Here is a 20,070-nt window from a genome sequence, read left to right as displayed (position 1 = left end):
TCGAATTAACCTGAAATGGTACTTCAGGTTCCGTTGAGATTACACCTGCAGCTAAATTTAAAAGGGAAATTGCACTTTTTGGAGGCTTTAATGCCTATTCATATTTTAAATTCAACAAGAAAATAAAATTACTTATAAAAATTAAAGGTTAAAATAAAGTATTTATAGTTTTATTAAAGGGGATTGTTCGCCATGATATAATGACACTGGCACTATTTCGTTTGTGCCATTATTATCTCTAAGCTGAAAATAGTTTTCAGTGCATTCGTAAGAGTAGGCATTATTCTCTCGTGGAATAATCTTTCGTTTTTCTTCTCCCTCATAATGAGAATAAAGAACATTATTTTCATATGATATAGTCAACATTTTCATGTCAGCTGATTGATAGCGTCCAATTAAAGATCTAGCTGTACGGGCTGCTTTTTCCCCTTTTACAGGCTGAGGCGATAAATTCAATTGCAAAGCGATCATATCTAATAAAGCTGGACCAGGGTGCTTACTATCAATATTGGCAAATGCTGTAGCTGTTAAATCTACAGTTGGAAAATAAACATGCCATGTAAAAAAACCAGGCACCATTCCTTGATGACTAAAGCTATTTAATCCACTTATGGGATATACATCTACACCATACCCGTAGTTTATTCTGTCTTTATTTATCAATGCTGCTTGGGTCGTCATTAATTGGAAGTTGTGCGCTGAAATAACTTGCCCCGATTTTAATGCGTTTTGCCATAAGCTCATATCTGCAAGCGTAGAGGCAATTGCTCCAGCTGAAGCAATCCAACTACGGTCTACATTCCATTTTCTCTGTATGGATTGCTCAGGTGATAGGTATTGATCGGGTTTATTTGGTTCGCTTGTATAACCCTTGACCTCACCTGTCGTTGTTCCTTTAGTAATAACAAACGTGTTATTCATTTTTAGTGGTGTAAAAAAGGTTTGAGATAAAAACTGCTCATAAGAAACACCCGAAGAGGCTTCAATCACTTTACCTAAAAGCACATAGCCCAAATTTGAATAGCTATATTCCATTCCCGGTTTCGAAAGCACTGATTGCTTGCTGATACTCTTTATAACTTGATCTAATGGTGCATATTGATCATAAAGTGCAGTAACGTGAGGGTCACCTAAGTAATCGGGTAGGCCTGATGTATGACTTAAAATTCGTTCAATACTTAAATATTTATATTCTGGATTAATATCGGGAATATACTTTACCAATGAATCCTGTAGTGACAATTTCTTTTGCTCAGAAAGCTTTAAAATAGCCGCTGCGGTGAATGTTTTTGTCACTGAGCCGATTTGAAATACGTCATCTACATGAAGCTCTCTCAATGTAGTCATATTTGCCAAACCAATAGCACCACTATAAGCAAGTGAACCCGATTGCTCTAGTCTAATCGCCATACCCGGCGCGTCAGCTGAATTATGACACGCGAGTACAGCCTCGAACTTTGACTCTTGTGCTTGTGCACTTAAGGTATATATGGCCAAAAAGAAACCTAGGATAATATGCTTTTTCACAAGCTTTGCCCTCTCATTATTAGCCTGTAAATTGTTAAATACAGACTTGATTACAGATGTAATCAAAAGTATTACACTTGTAATCAATTTGGGCAAGTGTTTGTTTTTTATAACGCGCCTGTTGTAAAAAAATAATGAGATTGCGTTTTACTTTTTGCTTATCACATTTTAAATATTCATTTATGACGCGTTCAGAACAGTCGACAACTCAACGATCAGATATCATGCTTGGAGATTTTTCATTGGGTTTCGCTTCACGCTAAATAACCAACCTGCATTAGTTATTTAGCGTGAAGCGTTAGTGCGAATGTAGAGGGGCGTTATTTTTTGGCGTTATGGTTCGCTTGAGATTGGTAGTATTTTATAACACTTTCACCATCAGCTTCTGATAGCGCATTTAACGGGATCTTTCTGGTGAGTTGCTTATCCTCATCGTTAATTTTTAGCAGCAAGTTTTTACCGTCCACTTCAGCGCTTTCTACACTGGCATCTAAAATAAGCCAACGAGGGCGAATAATTGCCAATTTTATTTCTGAGTATTTTGGGTAAATTCTTACCACCTCGATACTACTATTTACGAAATAAAAAATAATCAGCATGAAACCTAGGCCAATTATATTAGGGATCAGCACAAAACCTGCAATAACGATAAGAATACCGATGATTAATTGTGGTGTTAATTTTTCAGTGGCTACTTTAATTATTGTGGTTGGTTTTTCGATTACCATATCAGTCATTATTTAACTTCCTTATAAATTCAAGTTTCATTTTTTTATCCATTGCCTCTCTGATAGACAAAATGCCTAAAGCGCCAATGGGTAAAAAAACGGCAAATCCTGCCATTGCGATATAACCAAAAATATTTTTTTGCGTGTACTGGTAAATTAACCCAAATAAACATAATACCGATGCAGGTATGGTGACATAGTTAATAACGTAATAGGTGGGATCAAGCTGGATAAACAAAATTATCACAGCAATAATTACAAGTGAAAAATGGTAGAGTCGCACATTAATTCCTTTTAACAGTGGCTGACAATCAGAATATATAAATTAGGCTGTTTTTTCAACTAAAGGACCATATGTTCCCAAATCTTCTAAATATGCCCTGCTTTACTGACTGAATGGCTGGCAGTAATAACACCGCTAAAGAATTGATGCTTACTCTTAAAACCAAAAAGCCCCGCATTTTCATGCGGGGCTTTTAATATTCTTACTAAGCTGTGATTAACTCATTGCAGCTTGTAGCTTTTTCATCGCTGTTTTTTCAAGCTGACGAACACGCTCTGCAGATACGCTGTACTTTTGCGCAAGCTCTTGCAGTGTTGCTTTGTCGTCTGATAGCCAACGTGCGCTAACAATGTCTTGTGAACGCTCATCAAGCGTTTTTAAAGCACTGAACAAACGTGTGTGCGATTGCTCTTGCCATTGCTGCTGTTCAACCTCGTCAGCTAAATCGTTGCTGCCGTCTGTTAAGTACTGCACTGGTGAGTATGTGCTTGTTGGCGCGTCATCACTGTCGTCACCGGTTAAATCAAAGCCCATGTCTTGGCCGCTCATGCGCGATTCCATTTCACGAACTTCTTTTTCACTTACACCTAGCTCGCTCGCGACGGTTGCTACTTCAGCTTGGTTAAACCAACCTAAACGCTTTTTGTTCTTACGAAGGTTAAAGAACAATTTACGCTGTGCTTTTGTTGTCGCAACTTTTACGATGCGCCAATTTTTAAGTACAAATTCGTGTATTTCAGCTTTAATCCAATGCACTGCAAATGAAACCAAACGTACACCCACGGTAGGGTCAAAACGTTTTACTGCTTTCATTAGGCCTATGTTGCCTTCTTGGATTAAATCGGCTTGTGGTAAACCATAACCTGAATAACCTTTAGCAATGTGTGCAACAAAGCGAAGATGAGACATGATGAGTTGCTTTGCAGCACTAAGATCGCCATCTTCCTGGAGACGAGTCGCCAACTCTTTTTCTTGCTCAGCACCTAGCATTGGTATTGTACTTACCGCTTGAAGGTAACCATCAATACTTGCGCTTTGCTGTCCAACTGTGAGTGCCATTGCGTATATATCTTTACTCATTTTTCACCTCAGTGATAAACATTTGAAACTATCTTAGCACTCTTTAACTTAGAGTGCTAACTTCAATGTAAAACTTTTTTTCGATTGAAGCAAGTGGTTTTTTTGATGTTTTTTATTGTACTTTAAACGCCTGAATAAGCGATGAATTCTAGCTTTGCGGTACGTTGGTAGCATTAGCTGTATTACCTACCACCAACGTAACTGGTGATTATAAACAACAATTGTTACACTTTATCGGGCTCTATTTCTTTAATGTAGCGATTAACTGATAAATATGAGCCAACAAAGCCTAAACTAGTTGCAAGCATTACCAGTGCGGCAAATTCGCCAACACTTAGCCCAACTAAATTAAAACTTGTTTGGTAAACGCCTGCGACCTGCGTAACCGCGGCCCCAAGCCACCACATCATTAAAGCTACGCATATAAAGGCAAACAAACCACCTATAATGCCATACCAAATACCTGTCCATAGGAAAGGTGCGTGGATAAACGTATTTGTTGCACCCACGAGCTTCATTACTTGGATCTCTTCTTTCTTATCCATAATAGATAATCGAATAGTATTGCCAATAATCAAGGTTACTGAGGTAAGTAAAAGCAGTGTAATGGTGAGCACACTTTCCTTTAATAAGCTAAGTAATGCATTTAAGCGCTCTAACCATGCGATATCTAGCTTACCAAAATCCACTTCTCGTTCAGCTTCTAGTTTTTTTAATAGTGCTTGTGCTGCGTTTGGTTGGCGATGTTTTGATGTTGGTGTAACTATTACAACATCTGGCAATGGGTTCGAATCTAAGTATTCAAGTGCTTGGCCAAACCCTGATACCTCTTTAAATTCAGTTAATGCGTGTTGCTTTGAAATAAAAGTGACCGTATCTATTTCTGAATACAAGGCTAAACGTTTTACTAAGGTCTGCGTTTCCTGCTCACTCATGGATTCTTTTACAAATAATGAGATCTCTGCAGCTTCTTCAAATCCACTGCTAACTTGCTGGACGTTTTTAACAACCAAATAAAGAGTTGCTGGTAGGGTTAAGCTTAAACCCAATACGGCAATTGTCATCATTGAAGCCATTGGCGTGCGCCACATTTCACCTAAGCTATGAATTCCTTGGCGAAAAATATTTAAAACAAAAAAGTAACTATTCGAAAAAATAGATTTTTTCACTCGTTCATTTTGGCTTTTTCTGCCTTTAAATAACAAACTCATAATGATGCCTCAGCCAATGGGTCTTGACTCATTCGGCCATCTTTTAACGTTAAGCTGCGATATTTCATTCTCGAGATGAGACCAAGATCATGAGTGGCAATTAAGACCGTAGTCCCATGGTTATTAAACTCTTCAAACAAACGTAAAATATCCATTGAAAGTTCAGGATCTAAATTACCGGTTGGCTCATCAGCAAGTAACAATGGAGGTGAATTGACAATGGCGCGTGCAATGCCGACTCGCTGTTGTTCGCCACCAGAAAGCGTTGATGGGTGGCACTTTACTTTATCAAGCAAGCCTACTTTATCAAGTGCACCATGAACTCGTTTTTCAATTTGCTTATGGTGTGTGCCTTCTATTATTAAGGGTAAAGCAACATTATCAAAAATTGTATGACGCTCTAATAGACGATGATTTTGAAAGATAATCCCGATATCTCGGCGTACATAAGGGATTTGTCTTGGTTTCACTGTATTTAAATCAACACCATTTATAAATACGTGACCCGCTGATGGACGTTCCATTAAACTAATTAGTTTAAGTAAGGTACTTTTACCTGCACCACTATGACCAGTTAAAAAAGCCAGTTCTCCGGGCTTAATATGAAAGCTCACTTTTTCCAGTGCACGATGGCCGCCGGGATATGTTTTACTCACTTGCTGAAAATTTATCATTTTAATTATCAATCATCTGCAGCTGAAAAGGGAGCTTGCTCCCTTTTATTAATACCAATGGGTATATTAAGCGTTGTCCTCATCTTGGCTAAATAGCGCATCAATGAAGTCATTGCTATTAAATGCACGTAAATCTTCAATGCCTTCGCCAACACCAATATAACGGATCGGAATATTAAACTTATCAGCCACGGCGAAGATAACCCCACCTTTAGCCGTACCATCTAACTTAGATAAAGTTATCCCTGTAAGACCAACACACTGATTAAATAAGTTTACTTGGCTAATTGCATTTTGCCCTGTGCCCGCATCAATTGTTAGCATGACTTCATGTGGCGCATCTGGGTCAATCTTTTTCATCACACGCGCAATCTTTTCAAGCTCTTGCATTAGATTATCTTTATTTTGCAAGCGTCCTGCTGTATCGGCAATTAACACATCAACATTACGCGCTTTTGCTGCTTGAAATGCATCAAATACCACTGAGGCACTATCGGCACCGGTGTGCTGTGCTATTACTGGGATTTTATTACGCTCACCCCATACTTGTAGTTGCTCAACGGCTGCTGCACGGAACGTATCCCCTGCCGCTAACATGACTGATTTGCCTTCATCTTGAAACTGCTTAGCTAATTTACCAATGGTGGTTGTTTTACCAACACCATTTACGCCCACCATTAAAATAACAAATGGTTTTTTATCTGCAGGTATAACTAAAGGTTGCTCTGCGGTTTTAAGCATAGCAGCCATTTCTTGCTTCATTAATTCATACAGTGCATCGCCATCTTTTAACTGTTTACGGTTAGCCGCATCAGTAAGGCTGTCGATCAGTTTCATGGTGGTATCAACACCCAAATCCGCTGTTAATAACTGCGTTTCAAGATCTTCAAACAGCTCATCATCAATCTTTTTACCTGTAAAAATTGACGCAAAACCTGAGCCTATATTTACACGCGTTTTTAATAAACCTTTTTTAAGACGAGCAAAGAAACCTTCTTTTTTCGGCTTTTCTGCTGCTTTAGCTTCTTCTGCTGCAATACGTTCTTGCTCTAAATGCTCAGCTTCAGCCTGCTCTGCTGCAATACGTTGTTGCTCTAAACGCTCAGCTTCGGCCTGCTCTGCTGCAATACGTTGTTGCTCTAAACGCTCAGCTTCAGCCTGCTCTGCTGAAATTCGCTGTTGCTCTACACGCTCAGCTTCAGCCTGCTCTGCTGCAATACGTTCTTGCTCTAAACGCTCAGCCTCGAGACGCTCTGCTGCAATACGCTTTTGTTCTAAACGCTCAGCTTCAGCCTGCTCTGCTGCAATACGTTGTTGTTCTAAACGCTCAGCTTCAGCATGTTCTGCTGCAATACGTTGTTGTTCTAAACGCTCAGCTTCAGCCTGCTCTGCTGCAATACGTTGTTGCTCTAAACGCTCAGCCTCGAGACGCTCTGCTGCAATACGCTCTTGTTCTAAACGCTCAGCCTCGAGACGCTCTGCTGCAATACGTTCTTGCTCTAAACGCTCAGCCTTAAGACGTTCTGCTGCAATACGTTGTTGTTCTACATGCTCAGCTTCTGCCTTTTCCGCTGCAATACGCTCCGCTTCACGTTGCGCTTGCTCGGTAGCCTGTTGTTCTTGTTGTAACAACATAGCTTCTTGTTGTTCAGCTAAACGAGCGGCTTCGTCGCGACGTTGCTGCTCGGCTTTTTCAGCTGCGGCTTTTTCAGCTGCGGCTTTTTCAGCTGCGGCTTTTTCAGCTGCGGCTTTTTCAGCTGCGGCTTTTTCAGCTGCGGCTTTTTCAGCTGCGGCTTTTTCAGCTGCGGCTTTTTCAGCTGCGGCTAATTCAGCATCTGCAATAGCTAAACGCTCAGCATCGCGAGCTTCTGCTGCGATACGCTCTTGTTCTACATGCTCAGCTTCTGCCTTTTCCGCTGCAATACGCTCCGCTTCACGTTGCGCTTGCTCGGTAGCCTGTTGTTCTTGTTGTAACAACATAGCTTCTTGTTGTTCAGCTAAACGAGCGGCTGCGTCGCGACGTTGCTGCTCTGCTTTTTCAGCTGCGGCTAATTCAGCATCTGCAATCGCTAAACGCTCAGCATCGCGAGCTTCTGCTGCAATACGCTCTTGCTCTACACGTTCAGCCTCGAGACGCTCTGCTGCAATACGTTCTTGATCTACACGTTCAGCCTCAAGACGCTCTACTTCAATACGTTCTTGCTCTACACGTTCGGCTTCTGCCTGCTGCTCTGCTGCAATACGCTCTTGTTCTACACGCTCAGCCTCTAGGCGCTCTGCTGTAATACGTTCTTGCTCTAAACGCTCAGCTTCTGCTTGTTGGTTATTAGCCTCTTCGGCTGCTTGTTCTACTTGCTGGTTTTTATCTGACTTACCAAAACCTAACCAAGACAGGAATTTATTTTTTTTTGCCATACTTGCTAATAACCACTTATAAAAATCTGATAAACTAACGGAAATAATTTGCGTACTGACGGTATTGTATTAATACCAAACTGCCAATAACCACAATATATTGTCTAAGATGCTCATAGTAACACTTTTAGCGCAGTTGAAAAATGACACGCTACTATATGATTACAATATTATCTGAGCTAAGTTCTAGATACCATTTTTTAGTGAGCTAAATGAGAAATAAATCATCACAAAAACAGATAAATAACAAAGTAAATGATGGTGTCATCAGAATCATCAGTGGGCAATTTCGTGGCCGTAAGCTACCAGTAAAAGATGTACAAGGGCTTCGTCCAACCACAGATCGCATAAAAGAAACTGTATTTAACTGGTTAATGCAAGATATTCACGGTGCAAATGTGCTTGATTGTTTTGCCGGTTCTGGTGGGTTAGGGTTCGAAGCATTGTCGCGTTTTGCCAACTCAGCTGTATTTTTAGAGAGGGATAAACTTGCTTCAGCACAATTAAAAGCCAATACTGAGACATTAAAGCTCACAAATGCGCAGATAAATTGTACTGATAGTTTAGTGTATTTGAGCCAAAATACGTTACAACAGCAGTTCGATTTAGTCTTTGTTGACCCGCCGTTTCGTCAGAATCTGGCAAAAAAATGCTGTGATTTACTGAGTGAAAATGAGTGGCTAAGTAAAAATGCACTCATTTATGTTGAAGTCGAAAACGAACTTAGCCCTTTACAAACACCAAGCAATTGGCTGTTATTAAAAGAGAAAGTTGCTGGGCAAGTATTATGTAGGCTCTATCAATTACAGTAAAATTAATAACATAGAAATATTTTCAGTTTCCTGTCGGGACAGTCAATATTTATCCTTTACATGTGGTGTGGCTTCGGATTACAATACCGCACCATTTTTGAACCACTTGATCATTGTCTGATCAACTTGAGCAACGCTCATTATTTAGGTAGGTGAATTTTTAATGCCAGTAATTAAAGTAAGAGAGAACGAACCGTTTGACGTAGCACTTCGTCGCTTCAAGCGTTCATGTGAAAAAGCAGGTATCCTTTCAGAAGTTCGTCGTCGCGAGCACTATGAAAAGCCAACAGCTGAGCGTAAGCGTAAAAAAGCTGCTGCAGTTAAGCGTCACATGAAGAAGCTTTCTCGCGATAACGCACGTCGCGTTAAATTATATTGATCCGTATTGGTCTTGTATAAATGAGCCTTTTAATAAAGCTAAAAGATGCACAAAAAGATGCGATGCGAGCGAAAGACAAACAACGTCTTAACCCAATTCGTATGGTACTTGCTGCTATCAAACAGCGTGAAATTGACGAGCAAATAACACTTGATGATGACGGTATTACCGCAGTCTTAGTGAAGCTTGTTAAACAGCGCCGTGATTCTTATACCCAGTACACTGATGCTGGTCGAGAAGATTTAGCCGAAATTGAAGCCAATGAGATTACGGCACTTGAAGAATTCTTACCTCAACAATTGAGTGAAGATGAAATCATTGCCCTCATTGATGCGGCTATTGCTGATACTAACGCAGCAGGTATGCAAGATATGGGTAAAGTAATGGGTATAATCAAAAGCAAAGCTGAAGGTCGCGCCGATTTAGGTAAGATTTCTGGTTTAATTAAGCAACGATTAACTGCCTAATACACCCACATACAGACGTATGATTTAAGCAAACCGAGCCATGTGCTCGGTTTCTTCGTTTTTAGCTTTTATAAAAATAGCGTTTGTGTTCAAATCTAAATTTGTCGAACGAAAGTTAATTCGTTCACCTTTTTCTATTTATTTCAGGACTACACTTTACTAATGGCCGGAAAGATCCCACGAAATTTTATTGACGATTTACTCGCTAGAACCGATATCGTTGAGCTAATTGACTCTAAAGTAGGTCTTAAAAAAGCCGGTAAAGATTACCAAGCCTGTTGCCCTTTCCATAATGAAAAGTCACCTTCATTTACAGTGTCGCAAGATAAACAGTTTTATCATTGCTTTGGCTGTGGCGCAAATGGCAACGCTATTTCATTTGTAATGGAATACGACAAACTTGAATTTGTTGATGCTATTGAAGAGCTCGCTAGCCTGATGAATCTTGATGTTCCTCGCGAACAAGGCACAAGCAGTGGTCCTGAACGTACGGCGGAACAAAAACGCTCAGACTATGATTTAATGCTTCATGCCGCACGTTTTTATCAACATCAATTAAAACACCATAGTAACTCAGCAACAGTCATTGATTACGTAAAAGGCCGAGGCTTAACTGGCGAAACAGTTAAAAAGTTTATGATTGGCTATGCCCCCAGTGAATGGGAAGGCTTGTGCCAACAACTTGGTCGTAATAAAGAACAAAAAGAGCAACTCGTTGAGCTAAAGCTGGCCTCTGAGAAAACACCAGGTCGTCAATTTGATTTTTTCCGTGACCGCTTAATGTTTCCTATCCGCGATAAACGTGGTCGGGTTATCGCGTTTGGTGGACGTGTCATGCAAGCAGATCAAGGGCCAAAATATTTAAATTCACCAGAGACTCGTATTTTCCATAAAGGCTTTGAACTATATGGTTTATATGAGGCAAAACAAGCCCATAAAAAACTCGACCATGTACTCATTGTTGAAGGTTATATGGATGTAGTGGCATTGAGTGAGCAAGGTATTGAGTATGCAGTCGCAGCCCTAGGTACTGCGACTACAGCTGAGCACATGCATACTTTATTTAGAACCACAGACAAAGTAATTTGTTGTTACGATGGTGACCGTGCAGGACGTGACGCGGCGTGGCGTGCGTTAGAAAATGCTCTCCCCTACCTAAGTGATGGTAAAGCATTACAGTTTGTATTTTTACCCGATGGCGAAGATCCTGATTCCTTAGTCCAACAAGAGGGCAAAGAAGCCTTTGAAGTTCGATTAGCTCAAGCTGATGATTTTACTAAAGTACTGTTTAATAAGCTAAGCCTAGAAATTGACTTAACCACTGACGCTGGTAAAGCAAAACTACTCAGTGCAGTGCTGCCATTGGTCGAAAAAATACCCAGTGAGTTTTATCAAGAGAACCTATTAGAGCACTTAGGCCGATTAATTGGCCGCACCAAAGAGCAATTAAATAACCGTTTAAAAACACCAAAGCAACAGCATTCAATTGAACGTAAGTTTAAAATTACGCCTATGCGCCGCGCTATTGGCTTATTAGTCCAGCACCCGCAACTTGCATCTACAGTGCCTTATTTACCTGATTTGGCACAGATGAATATTGCCGGAATTGCGCTACTAATTCGTTTGCAGCATGACGCATTACAAAAGGCCCCCCTTACTACGGCACAATTGCTTGAATCATTTCGTGAAGCTCCAGAGTATGAAGCATTAATCAAGCTCGCAACGTGGCAACATGAGATAAATGAAGATCGTTTAGAAGATGAATTTAAAAATACTTTCAAATTTATTGAAGATCAGTGTTTAAATTATCGTCTCGAAACCCTATTAATAAAGGACAAGACTCAAGGCTTAAATAGCGATGAGCGGCTTGAATGTCACTTATTGACTCAAGCATTAAAAGGGACTAACAACTAGTCAAAAACGATTTTTGCTGTTATACTGTGCTATTCACTGCGTCAAATTATACTTAGCTTGGCTTATTAAATAAGCAAGCTGGCGCCTGTTGTATCAACTTATCAGAGTGGAAGAAAAAATCTCTATGGATCCAACTCCTCAGTCACAATTAAAACTTCTGATTCAAAAAGGTAAAGAGCAAGGTTATTTAACTTTTGCAGAAGTTAATGATCACCTTCCACAAGATATTATCGATTCAGATCAAGTAGAAGATATCATTAGTATGATCAATGATATGGGTATTAAGGTTAGTGAAAACGCACCTGATGCCGATGAATTGATGATGCAAGAAACGACAACAGATGAAGACGCTGCTGAAGCGGCTGCTGCTGCGCTTGCCACTGTAGATAAAGAGATCGGCCGTACAACGGATCCGGTACGTATGTACATGCGTGAAATGGGAACAGTTGAACTGTTAACCCGTGAAGGCGAAATCGTTATTGCCAAGCGTATTGAAGAAGGGATCAACCAGGTTCAAATCTCGGTTGCAGAATACCCTGAAGCAATTACTTATCTTCTTGAACAGTGGGACAAGTTTGAAGCCGAAGAAATGCGCCTAAGCGACATTATCTCTGGTTTCTTTGACCCAAATGAAGATGAAGCGCCTATATCTGCGACTCATATCGGTTCTGAATTAAGCGAAAAAGAGCTTGATGATGAAGACGATGATGATAAAGACGATGATGAAGACGAAGAAGAAGTCGATACCGGCCCAGATCCTGAAGAGGCCCGCGTTCACTTTGAAAATCTTCGCGATCTTTACAATAAAGCACGTGAAACCTTCGATAAGAAAGGCCGTTCACATCCTGATTCTCAGGCTGCTATTTTTGAAATCGGCGAATTATTCCGAACGTTCAAATTAATACCTAAACAGTTTGATCGCATGGTAAATAACATGCGTGAAATGATGGATCGCGTTCGTATTCAAGAACGTATCGTCATGAAGCAAGCTGTACAAATTGCCAAATTACCAAAGAAAACATTCGTTAAGCATTTTGCTAATAACGAAACAGATGCATCGTGGATTGATTTAGAAATCGCTGCCAACGAAAAGCACTCTGCAAAACTTGAAGAAGTGAAGCCTGAGATAATTCGCTGTATCAATAAACTACGTGTGATCGAAGAAAGCACGGGGTTAAATATCGAGCGAATTAAAGACATCAACCGTCGTATGAGTATTGGTGAAGCGAAAGCCCGCCGTGCGAAAAAAGAAATGGTTGAAGCGAATTTACGTCTTGTAATCTCAATTGCAAAAAAATACACCAACCGTGGTTTACAATTCTTGGATTTAATCCAAGAAGGTAACATTGGTTTGATGAAGGCTGTTGATAAGTTTGAATATCGCCGTGGTTATAAGTTCTCAACTTATGCTACGTGGTGGATCCGTCAAGCAATCACCCGCTCTATTGCTGACCAAGCACGTACAATCCGTATTCCTGTGCATATGATCGAAACGATTAATAAACTTAATCGTATTTCACGTCAAATGTTACAAGAAATGGGTCGTGAGCCAAATCCAGAAGAATTAGCTGAACGCATGATGATGCCTGAGGATAAAATCCGTAAGGTACTTAAAATTGCAAAAGAGCCAATTTCAATGGAAACGCCAATTGGTGATGATGAAGATTCGCACTTAGGTGACTTTATCGAAGATACTACTATTGATTCGCCTATCGACTCAGCGACAATGGAAAGCCTTCGTGGCGCAACGAACGATGTACTAGCCGGCCTTACCGCCCGCGAAGCAAAAGTATTACGTATGCGTTTTGGTATTGATATGAACACCGACCATACTCTAGAAGAAGTAGGCAAGCAATTTGACGTTACCCGTGAGCGTATTCGTCAAATCGAAGCGAAGGCACTGCGTAAATTACGCCATCCTTCTCGCTCTGACTTACTGAAAAGCTTCTTAGATGCTAAATAATTAGTAGCTAAAAATACAGATTAAAATTTAAAAGGCCGCTGTAGCGGCCTTTTTTCTATTTACAGGAAAGAATCATGGCTTGGATCCAAATCCGTATCAATGCCAATGCTGCAACAGCTGATGCAGTAAGTGACTTATTAATGGAAGCAGGCAGTGCGTCTGTTACCTTTATTGATGCTAAAGACACCCCTATTTACGAACCAAAAATCGGCACTGTTGTATTCTGGGCCGATACCACTGTAATTGGTTTATTCGAAGCGACTCACGATATGAATGCGGTGATTGCATTATTAAAACGCCATGACGAAATAAACGACTCGTTAGTTTATAAAATTGAGCAGCTTGAAGACAAAGACTGGGAACGTGAATGGATGGATAACTTCCACCCAATCCAATTTGGTGAAAAGTTATGGATCTGCCCAAGCTGGCGTGATATTCCTGATCCAGACGCTGTAAACGTTCTATTAGACCCAGGTCTTGCATTTGGTACTGGCACCCATGCTACAACCGCTTTATGCTTAAAATGGCTTGAAAGCCAAGACTTAACAGGTAAAACCGTCGTCGACTTTGGTTGTGGCTCAGGCATTTTAGGTATTGCAGCGATAAAGCTGGGTGCAGAGCGCATGATTGGTATTGATATCGACCCACAAGCGCTCGAAGCAAGCCTTGATAATGCACAGCGCAATGGCGTTGCTGACAAACTCGAAGTTTACCTACCAGAAAATCAGCCTGAATTTACAGCAGATATAGTAGTAGCAAATATTTTAGCCGCACCACTGCGTGAACTACACAGTGTGATTTTAGGCTTGTTAAAACCAGGCGGTAAAATTGCGATGTCAGGTATCTTAGAAGAACAGGCACAGTCAGTTGCTGATGTTTATGCACCTTTTTTAGCGCTTGATGAAATAGCCGTTGAAGGTGAGTGGACTCGTGTAAGTGGTATTAAAAAAGCTTAATTTGAAGCAATCACTCCATTTAGAGCATTAACCCAAAACCACCATCTAAAGCCTGTAATTAACAGGCTTTACCTATTATTTACACAACCCTGAACAGAATGATTTTCTTGCAGTAAATTAGTTTTGTATGAAATTCAGACAAATAAAGCCGTTCGTCAAACTGTTATCAAATGTCAATACACAAAAGTCAAAAAAAAGTCACTTTTGTTCAATTTATAGCCTTTGATTTTTGCTAAAAAAACCGTAAACTTAGCGCCCCTTGAAAAGAGGCCTATTGAATACAGTGCGTATCGGATCATATCAGTTAGAGAACAATGTAATTGTAGCGCCAATGGCGGGAATTACAGACAGACCATTTAGACAACTTTGTCGCCGCTTAGGTGCGGGACTAGCTGTGTCTGAAATGCTATCGTCAAATCCTTTGGTATGGAAAACCGAAAAATCGATGAACCGTATGGATCATAGCGGTGAATCGGGAATACGTGCAGTGCAAATCGCAGGAGCTGATCCTGAGCTAATGGCTCAGGCTGCACAATTCAATGTAAGTAATGGTGCACAGATCATAGATATTAATATGGGGTGCCCAGCTAAGAAAGTGAACAAGAAACTCGCAGGCTCAGCGCTATTACAGTTTCCTGATTTAGTGGAAGAGATTATTGATGCGGTGGTTAGCGCTGTTGATGTACCTGTAACACTGAAAATCCGTACAGGATGGGATCAGAGCAACCGTAACGGTGTAGAGATTGCGAGAATAGCTGAACGTTATGGCATAGCTTCATTGGCCGTACATGGGCGTACACGCGCATGTATGTACAAAGGTGAAGCTGAATACGCTACTATTAGGGATATAAAACGTTCAGTGTCGATACCTGTGGTTGCTAATGGTGATATTACATCACCTGAAAAGGCAAAGCAGGTTTTAGACTATACGGGTGCAGATGCCATTATGATTGGTCGAGCCGCCCAAGGTCGCCCTTGGATATTTAGGGAGATAGACCACTATTTGCGAACTGGTAAACACTTACCAGTACCTCCAATTGAGGAAGTACGCGGTATTTTGATGGAACACTTAGTGAACCTTCATGCGTTTTACGGGGAACCAATGGGAGCGCGTATCGCTCGAAAACATGTATCTTGGTATTTGCAAACCCATGACAGTGATGGTCAGTTTAGGCGAGTATTTAATGTCCTCGAGAATCCACAGGCACAAATCGAGGCTTTAGAGCAATACTTTATAACACTAGCAGCTAACTAAGAAAGAAAGAGATATAAACAATGTTCGAACAAAACGTGACTTCTCCATTTATCACTAACCCTCATGTTCAGTCACACGAGAAACCGCAGCCATTGCGTGATGCAGTGAAAAAAGCTGTTCATCATTATTTAAAACAGCTTAACGGTCAAGATGTGCAAGACGTTTACGACCTTGTTCTTTCAGAGCTAGAAGCGCCATTACTTGAAGAAGTAATGACTTACACACGTGGTAACCAAACACGTGCGGCAATCTTATTAGGTATCAACCGCGGTACTTTACGTAAGAAACTAAAGAAATACGGCATGAACTAATACATATGCTGTGATATATCACAGCATATGTTCAAAAAAGCACCTTAGGGTGCTTTTTTTATATCTTTAAAAATCCTCAAAAAAGCACCTAATTGCATAATCCTCATTCTTTAAACATCGTTTTTTAAGCGGTATTCAGTTAAAATAGTGCCTTTCTAAGCTAGCTCAAACACTGAGGTAATCAAACTACAATGGATACACATCGTCCAATTCGTCGCGCACTACTAAGTGTGTCAGATAAAACCGGTATTGTTGAATTTGCTCGCGCTCTTGAATCACAAGGCGTAGACATCTTATCAACTGGCGGTACTTGTAAATTACTTGCTGATAATGGCATTAAAGTCACTGAAGTATCTGACCACACAGGTCACCCTGAGATCATGGATGGTCGCGTTAAAACTCTTCATCCAAAAATTCATGGCGGCATCTTAGCGCGTCGTGGTCAAGATGAAAGCGTAATGACTGAGAACAATATCTCAGCTATCGATATCGTTGTAGTTAACTTATACCCCTTTGCGAATACTGTCGCTCAAGAAAACTGCAGCCTTGAAGATGCCATTGAGAACATTGATATCGGTGGACCAACAATGGTTCGTGCCGCGGCTAAAAACCATAAAGACGTGACTATCGTAGTAAACGCGAAAGATTACGACCGTGTGATCAATGAAATGCAAAGCAATAATGGTTCAACAACGTATAAAACACGCTTTGATCTTGCCATTGCCGCTTACGAGCACACTGCACAGTACGATGGTATGATCGCTAACTACTTTGGTAAAATGGTTGCTGATTATACTGAGGAAGCAGCAGAGGAAACTAAATTCCCACGCACTATCAATATGCAGTTCACTAAAAAACAAGATATGCGCTACGGTGAAAACTCACACCAAGACGCCGCTTTTTATGTTGAAAACGATGTGCAAGAAGCATCAGTAGCAACGGCGATTCAACTACAAGGTAAAGCGCTTTCGTTCAACAACATCGCCGATACAGACTCTGCGCTTGAATGTGTGAAAGAATTTGATGTGCCAGCCTGTGTTATCGTAAAACATGCAAACCCGTGTGGCGTATCAATCGGTGAAAACATCCTTGAAGCTTACGATCGTGCGTTTAAAACAGATCCTACTTCAGCATTTGGTGGCATTATTGCCTTTAACCAAGAGCTTGATGCAGACACCGCAGAAGCGATTGTTTCACGTCAGTTTGTTGAAGTAATTATTGCACCTAAAGTGTCTGAAGCCGCAGCGCAAATTATTTCAGCTAAACAAAATGTACGCTTACTTGAGTGCGGTCAATGGTCGGGTAAAGCAACCGGTCACGATATTAAACGTGTTAACGGCGGCGTACTAATTCAAGACCGTGATTTAGGTATGGTTACGCAAGGCGACTTAAAAGTTGTGTCAAAGCGCCAGCCTACTGAGCAAGAGCTCAAAGACTTATTATTTTGCTGGAAAGTGGCTAAGTTTGTTAAATCAAACGCGATTGTTTATGCCCGCGACGGCATGACTATTGGTGTAGGTGCAGGTCAAATGAGCCGCGTTTACTCAGCTAAAATTGCCGGCATTAAAGCCGCTGATGAAAACCTTGAAGTAAAAGGTTCTGTTATGGCATCAGATGCATTCTTCCCATTTCGTGATGGTATTGATGCTGCAGCAGAGGCTGGTATTACAGCTGTTATCCAACCAGGTGGTTCAATGCGCGATGAAGAAGTTATCGCTGCAGCTGACGAAGCTGGTATGGCAATGGTGTTTACTGGCATGCGTCACTTCCGCCATTAATCACACAAAGAGCTAACTGCATAAGTTAGCTCTTTTTGTTTGCACCAAATTCACGTATTCTGCCTATTCTATAACCTCTATAAAATTATAATATGAAGGAACAGACGATGAAACTTGCACTAAAAACGCTACTTGTTGCCACCCTTACGATCAGCTCAACAATGGCCTTGGCTCATAACCATGCCAGTGAATCAGCATTAAGTCATGCTGTTAAATCAAGTGAGCGCAGCTCTGAGCGTGATCAATATCGCCATCCTGTAGAAACACTGGAGTTTTTTGGTTTCAAACCAACAATGACAGTCGTTGAGATTGCACCTGGCGGCGGCTGGTACAGTGAAATTTTAGCGCCAGCACTGAAAGAGCAAGGTACCTATTACGCTGCACATTTCCCTGCTGATTCATCGGTTGGTTACTACCAACGTTCACTCGCGGGCTTTAAAAAGAAAGTAGCCGAAGATGAGCGATTCAGTAAAGTAAAAATCACTGAGTTTGCCCCTACTACTCACTTAGACATTGCCCCGGCAGATAGTGCCGATATGGTATTAACTTTTCGTAATGTTCATAACTGGTATATGGGTAAAGATAAAGACGGCGCAGTAAGTGCATTTCAATCTTTCTATAAAGCTCTAAAACCAGGTGGTACATTAGGCGTAGTTGAACACCGCTTACCTGAAGACCGCGCTGATGAAATGCAAAAATCATCAGGTTATATGAAGCAAAGTTATGTTATTGAAATCGCTAAAAAAGCCGGTTTTGAACTGGTAGCAGACAGTGATATTAATGCAAACCCTCTTGATACAGCTGATCACCCTAAAGGTGTATGGACACTACCACCAAGCTTACGTCTAGGCGAGCAAGATGCCGCCAAGTATAAAGCCATTGGTGAAAGTGACCGCATGACGCTGAAATTTAAAAAACCGCTTTAAATAGGATATTCGCCATGAATGTATTAGTCATTGGCAGCGGCGGCCGCGAACACGCACTTGCGTTTAAGGCTGCTCAAAACACCAAAGTAAACACTGTATTTGTTGCCCCTGGTAACGCTGGTACTGCTCTTGAGCCAAAGCTTGAGAATGTAGCTATTAAAGTAGAAGATTTAGATGGCCTACTCGCCTTTGCACAACAAAATAACGTTGAGCTTACGATTGTTGGCCCTGAAATTCCTCTAGTACTGGGTGTTGTTGATAAATTTAGAGAGCACGGCTTAGCTATTTTTGGCCCAACGGCAGGCGCTGCACAGCTTGAAGGCTCTAAATCATTCACAAAAGACTTTTTAGCACGTCACAAGATCCCAACGGGTGATTATCAAACCTTCGAACAAATAGACCCTGCTCTTGCATACTTAAGAGAAAAAGGCGCGCCAATTGTAATTAAAGCTGACGGCCTTGCTGCAGGTAAGGGCGTAATTGTTGCCATGACTGAAGTTGAAGCTGAAGATGCAATCCGCGACATGCTTGCGGGGAATGCTTTTGGCGAGGCTGGCAGTCGCGTAGTGATTGAAGAGTTCTTAGACGGCGAAGAAGCGTCATTTATTGTTATGGTTGATGGCAAAAACGTATTACCGTTTGCTACCAGCCAAGATCATAAACGTGCTTACAATGGCGATGCTGGTCCTAATACCGGCGGTATGGGTGCATATTCACCTGCACCTGTCGTTACTGACGAAATCCACCAGCGCATTATGAACGAAGTGATCACCCCAACGGTAGAAGGAATGGCAAGCGAAGGCCATCCGTACACTGGCTTTTTATATGCAGGATTGATGATCGACAGCTCTGGTACGCCTAAAGTTATCGAGTATAACTGCCGCTTTGGTGACCCTGAAACACAACCAATGATGTTACGTTTACAATCAGATCTCGTTGAGTTGATTGAAGCTGCGAACCGTGTTGAGCTTGATAAAACCACCATTGAGTTTGACCCTCGCGCTGCTGTAGGTGTTGTTCTTGCTGCCAAAGGTTACCCTGATAACTACCCGAAAGGTGATGTAATCAATGGTCTTAAAGTTAGCTACCCTGCTGATGAAAAAGTATTTCATGCTGGGACTAAACAAGACGGTGACAACGTAGTGACTGCCGGTGGCCGTGTGCTGTGTGCAACGGCACTTGGAAATACAGTTACACAAGCACAACAACGTGCATATCAACTGATTGATGAAATCAGCTGGGAAGGCATGGAATATCGTACTGACATTGCTTATCGTGCAATTGCCCGCGAAACTCAAAGCTAGGGAGATCTAAAATAGGTCTAACCAGTTTGTTTAAAAAAAAAGCGCGGTTTACTGCGCTTTTTTTAATGCTACACTAAAAATACAAAA

General features: G+C 41.2%; 18 protein-coding genes. 11 read left to right on the top strand and 7 right to left on the bottom strand.

Annotated features, from left to right (window positions below; translation table 11 throughout):
• Positions 1–162: 162 nt before the first annotated feature.
• The 7 genes from ACJJVX_RS06920 to ftsY form a co-directional block, all read right to left on the bottom strand.
• Complete coding sequence (locus ACJJVX_RS06920) at positions 163–1,527, bottom strand: serine hydrolase domain-containing protein (protein WP_405630743.1); 1,365 nt, start codon at positions 1,525–1,527, stop codon at positions 163–165.
• A 320-nt stretch (positions 1,528–1,847) separates the two neighbouring features.
• On the bottom strand, positions 1,848–2,264 hold the full coding sequence (locus tag ACJJVX_RS06915; RefSeq protein WP_064435822.1) for a hypothetical protein: 417 nt from the start codon (positions 2,262–2,264) through the stop codon (positions 1,848–1,850).
• Positions 2,257–2,538, bottom strand: a complete 282-nt coding sequence (locus ACJJVX_RS06910) for a hypothetical protein (protein ID WP_054203061.1) — start codon at positions 2,536–2,538, stop codon at positions 2,257–2,259. The genes ACJJVX_RS06915 and ACJJVX_RS06910 overlap by 8 nt, the downstream gene beginning before the upstream one ends.
• Before the next feature lie 216 nt (positions 2,539–2,754).
• Positions 2,755–3,618 carry an RNA polymerase sigma factor RpoH gene (gene rpoH, locus ACJJVX_RS06905; protein ID WP_054203060.1) on the bottom strand — a complete coding sequence of 288 codons (864 nt, stop codon included), beginning with the start codon at positions 3,616–3,618 and terminating at the stop codon, positions 2,755–2,757.
• Positions 3,619–3,842: 224 nt separating this feature from the next.
• Positions 3,843–4,829: a permease-like cell division protein FtsX gene (gene ftsX / locus ACJJVX_RS06900; RefSeq protein ID WP_054203059.1), complete on the bottom strand. Its 987-nt coding sequence runs from the start codon at positions 4,827–4,829 to the stop codon at positions 3,843–3,845.
• Positions 4,826–5,503 (bottom strand): cell division ATP-binding protein FtsE, encoded by a 678-nt coding sequence (gene ftsE / locus ACJJVX_RS06895; protein WP_054203058.1) that lies wholly within the window; start codon positions 5,501–5,503, stop codon positions 4,826–4,828. Before ftsE ends, ftsX begins: the two co-directional genes overlap by 4 nt.
• Before the next feature lie 66 nt (positions 5,504–5,569).
• A complete protein-coding gene (gene ftsY, locus ACJJVX_RS06890; protein WP_405630740.1) occupies positions 5,570–7,918 on the bottom strand; it encodes a signal recognition particle-docking protein FtsY in 2,349 nt (782 codons plus the stop codon).
• A gap of 212 nt (positions 7,919–8,130) precedes the next feature.
• Between ftsY and rsmD the strand changes: the two genes are divergently transcribed.
• From rsmD to purD, 11 genes are all read left to right on the top strand, one after another.
• Positions 8,131–8,730 (top strand): 16S rRNA (guanine(966)-N(2))-methyltransferase RsmD, encoded by a 600-nt coding sequence (gene rsmD / locus ACJJVX_RS06885; RefSeq protein WP_054203057.1) that lies wholly within the window; start codon positions 8,131–8,133, stop codon positions 8,728–8,730.
• 163 nt (positions 8,731–8,893) lie between these two features.
• Positions 8,894–9,109, top strand: a complete 216-nt coding sequence (gene rpsU / locus ACJJVX_RS06880) for a 30S ribosomal protein S21 (RefSeq protein ID WP_002957797.1) — start codon at positions 8,894–8,896, stop codon at positions 9,107–9,109.
• Between the two features lie 20 nt (positions 9,110–9,129).
• The gene (locus ACJJVX_RS06875) at positions 9,130–9,576 is read left to right on the top strand and encodes a GatB/YqeY domain-containing protein (protein WP_054203056.1); all 447 of its coding nucleotides are present in this window, start codon (positions 9,130–9,132) and stop codon (positions 9,574–9,576) included.
• A gap of 162 nt (positions 9,577–9,738) precedes the next feature.
• Entirely contained in the window at positions 9,739–11,490 is a 1,752-nt protein-coding gene (gene dnaG / locus ACJJVX_RS06870) for a DNA primase (RefSeq protein WP_054203055.1), read from the top strand.
• A 124-nt stretch (positions 11,491–11,614) separates the two neighbouring features.
• Positions 11,615–13,453: an RNA polymerase sigma factor RpoD gene (rpoD, locus tag ACJJVX_RS06865; RefSeq protein ID WP_054203054.1), complete on the top strand. Its 1,839-nt coding sequence runs from the start codon at positions 11,615–11,617 to the stop codon at positions 13,451–13,453.
• 74 nt (positions 13,454–13,527) lie between these two features.
• On the top strand, positions 13,528–14,409 hold the full coding sequence (prmA, locus tag ACJJVX_RS06860) for a 50S ribosomal protein L11 methyltransferase (RefSeq protein WP_054203053.1): 882 nt from the start codon (positions 13,528–13,530) through the stop codon (positions 14,407–14,409).
• Positions 14,410–14,692: 283 nt separating this feature from the next.
• On the top strand, positions 14,693–15,664 hold the full coding sequence (gene dusB / locus ACJJVX_RS06855) for a tRNA dihydrouridine synthase DusB (protein WP_170174191.1): 972 nt from the start codon (positions 14,693–14,695) through the stop codon (positions 15,662–15,664).
• Positions 15,665–15,684: 20 nt separating this feature from the next.
• Positions 15,685–15,975, top strand: coding sequence for a DNA-binding transcriptional regulator Fis (fis, locus tag ACJJVX_RS06850; RefSeq protein ID WP_002957804.1), 291 nt, complete (start codon positions 15,685–15,687; stop codon positions 15,973–15,975).
• Between the two features lie 191 nt (positions 15,976–16,166).
• Positions 16,167–17,753: a bifunctional phosphoribosylaminoimidazolecarboxamide formyltransferase/IMP cyclohydrolase gene (gene purH, locus ACJJVX_RS06845; RefSeq protein WP_405630735.1), complete on the top strand. Its 1,587-nt coding sequence runs from the start codon at positions 16,167–16,169 to the stop codon at positions 17,751–17,753.
• Positions 17,754–17,860: 107 nt separating this feature from the next.
• Complete coding sequence (locus ACJJVX_RS06840; protein WP_054203050.1) at positions 17,861–18,679, top strand: class I SAM-dependent methyltransferase; 819 nt, start codon at positions 17,861–17,863, stop codon at positions 18,677–18,679.
• Positions 18,680–18,693: 14 nt separating this feature from the next.
• Positions 18,694–19,983, top strand: coding sequence for a phosphoribosylamine--glycine ligase (purD, locus tag ACJJVX_RS06835; RefSeq protein ID WP_054203049.1), 1,290 nt, complete (start codon positions 18,694–18,696; stop codon positions 19,981–19,983).
• The last annotated feature ends 87 nt before the right edge of the window (positions 19,984–20,070 follow it).

The sequence above is a fragment of the Pseudoalteromonas sp. Ld20 genome, assembly GCF_045064175.1.
In the GTDB taxonomy this organism is placed as follows: domain Bacteria; phylum Pseudomonadota; class Gammaproteobacteria; order Enterobacterales; family Alteromonadaceae; genus Pseudoalteromonas; species Pseudoalteromonas neustonica.
The sequence above is the reverse complement of the archived record's forward strand: the minus strand, read 5'-3'. Positions and strand labels throughout refer to the sequence as shown.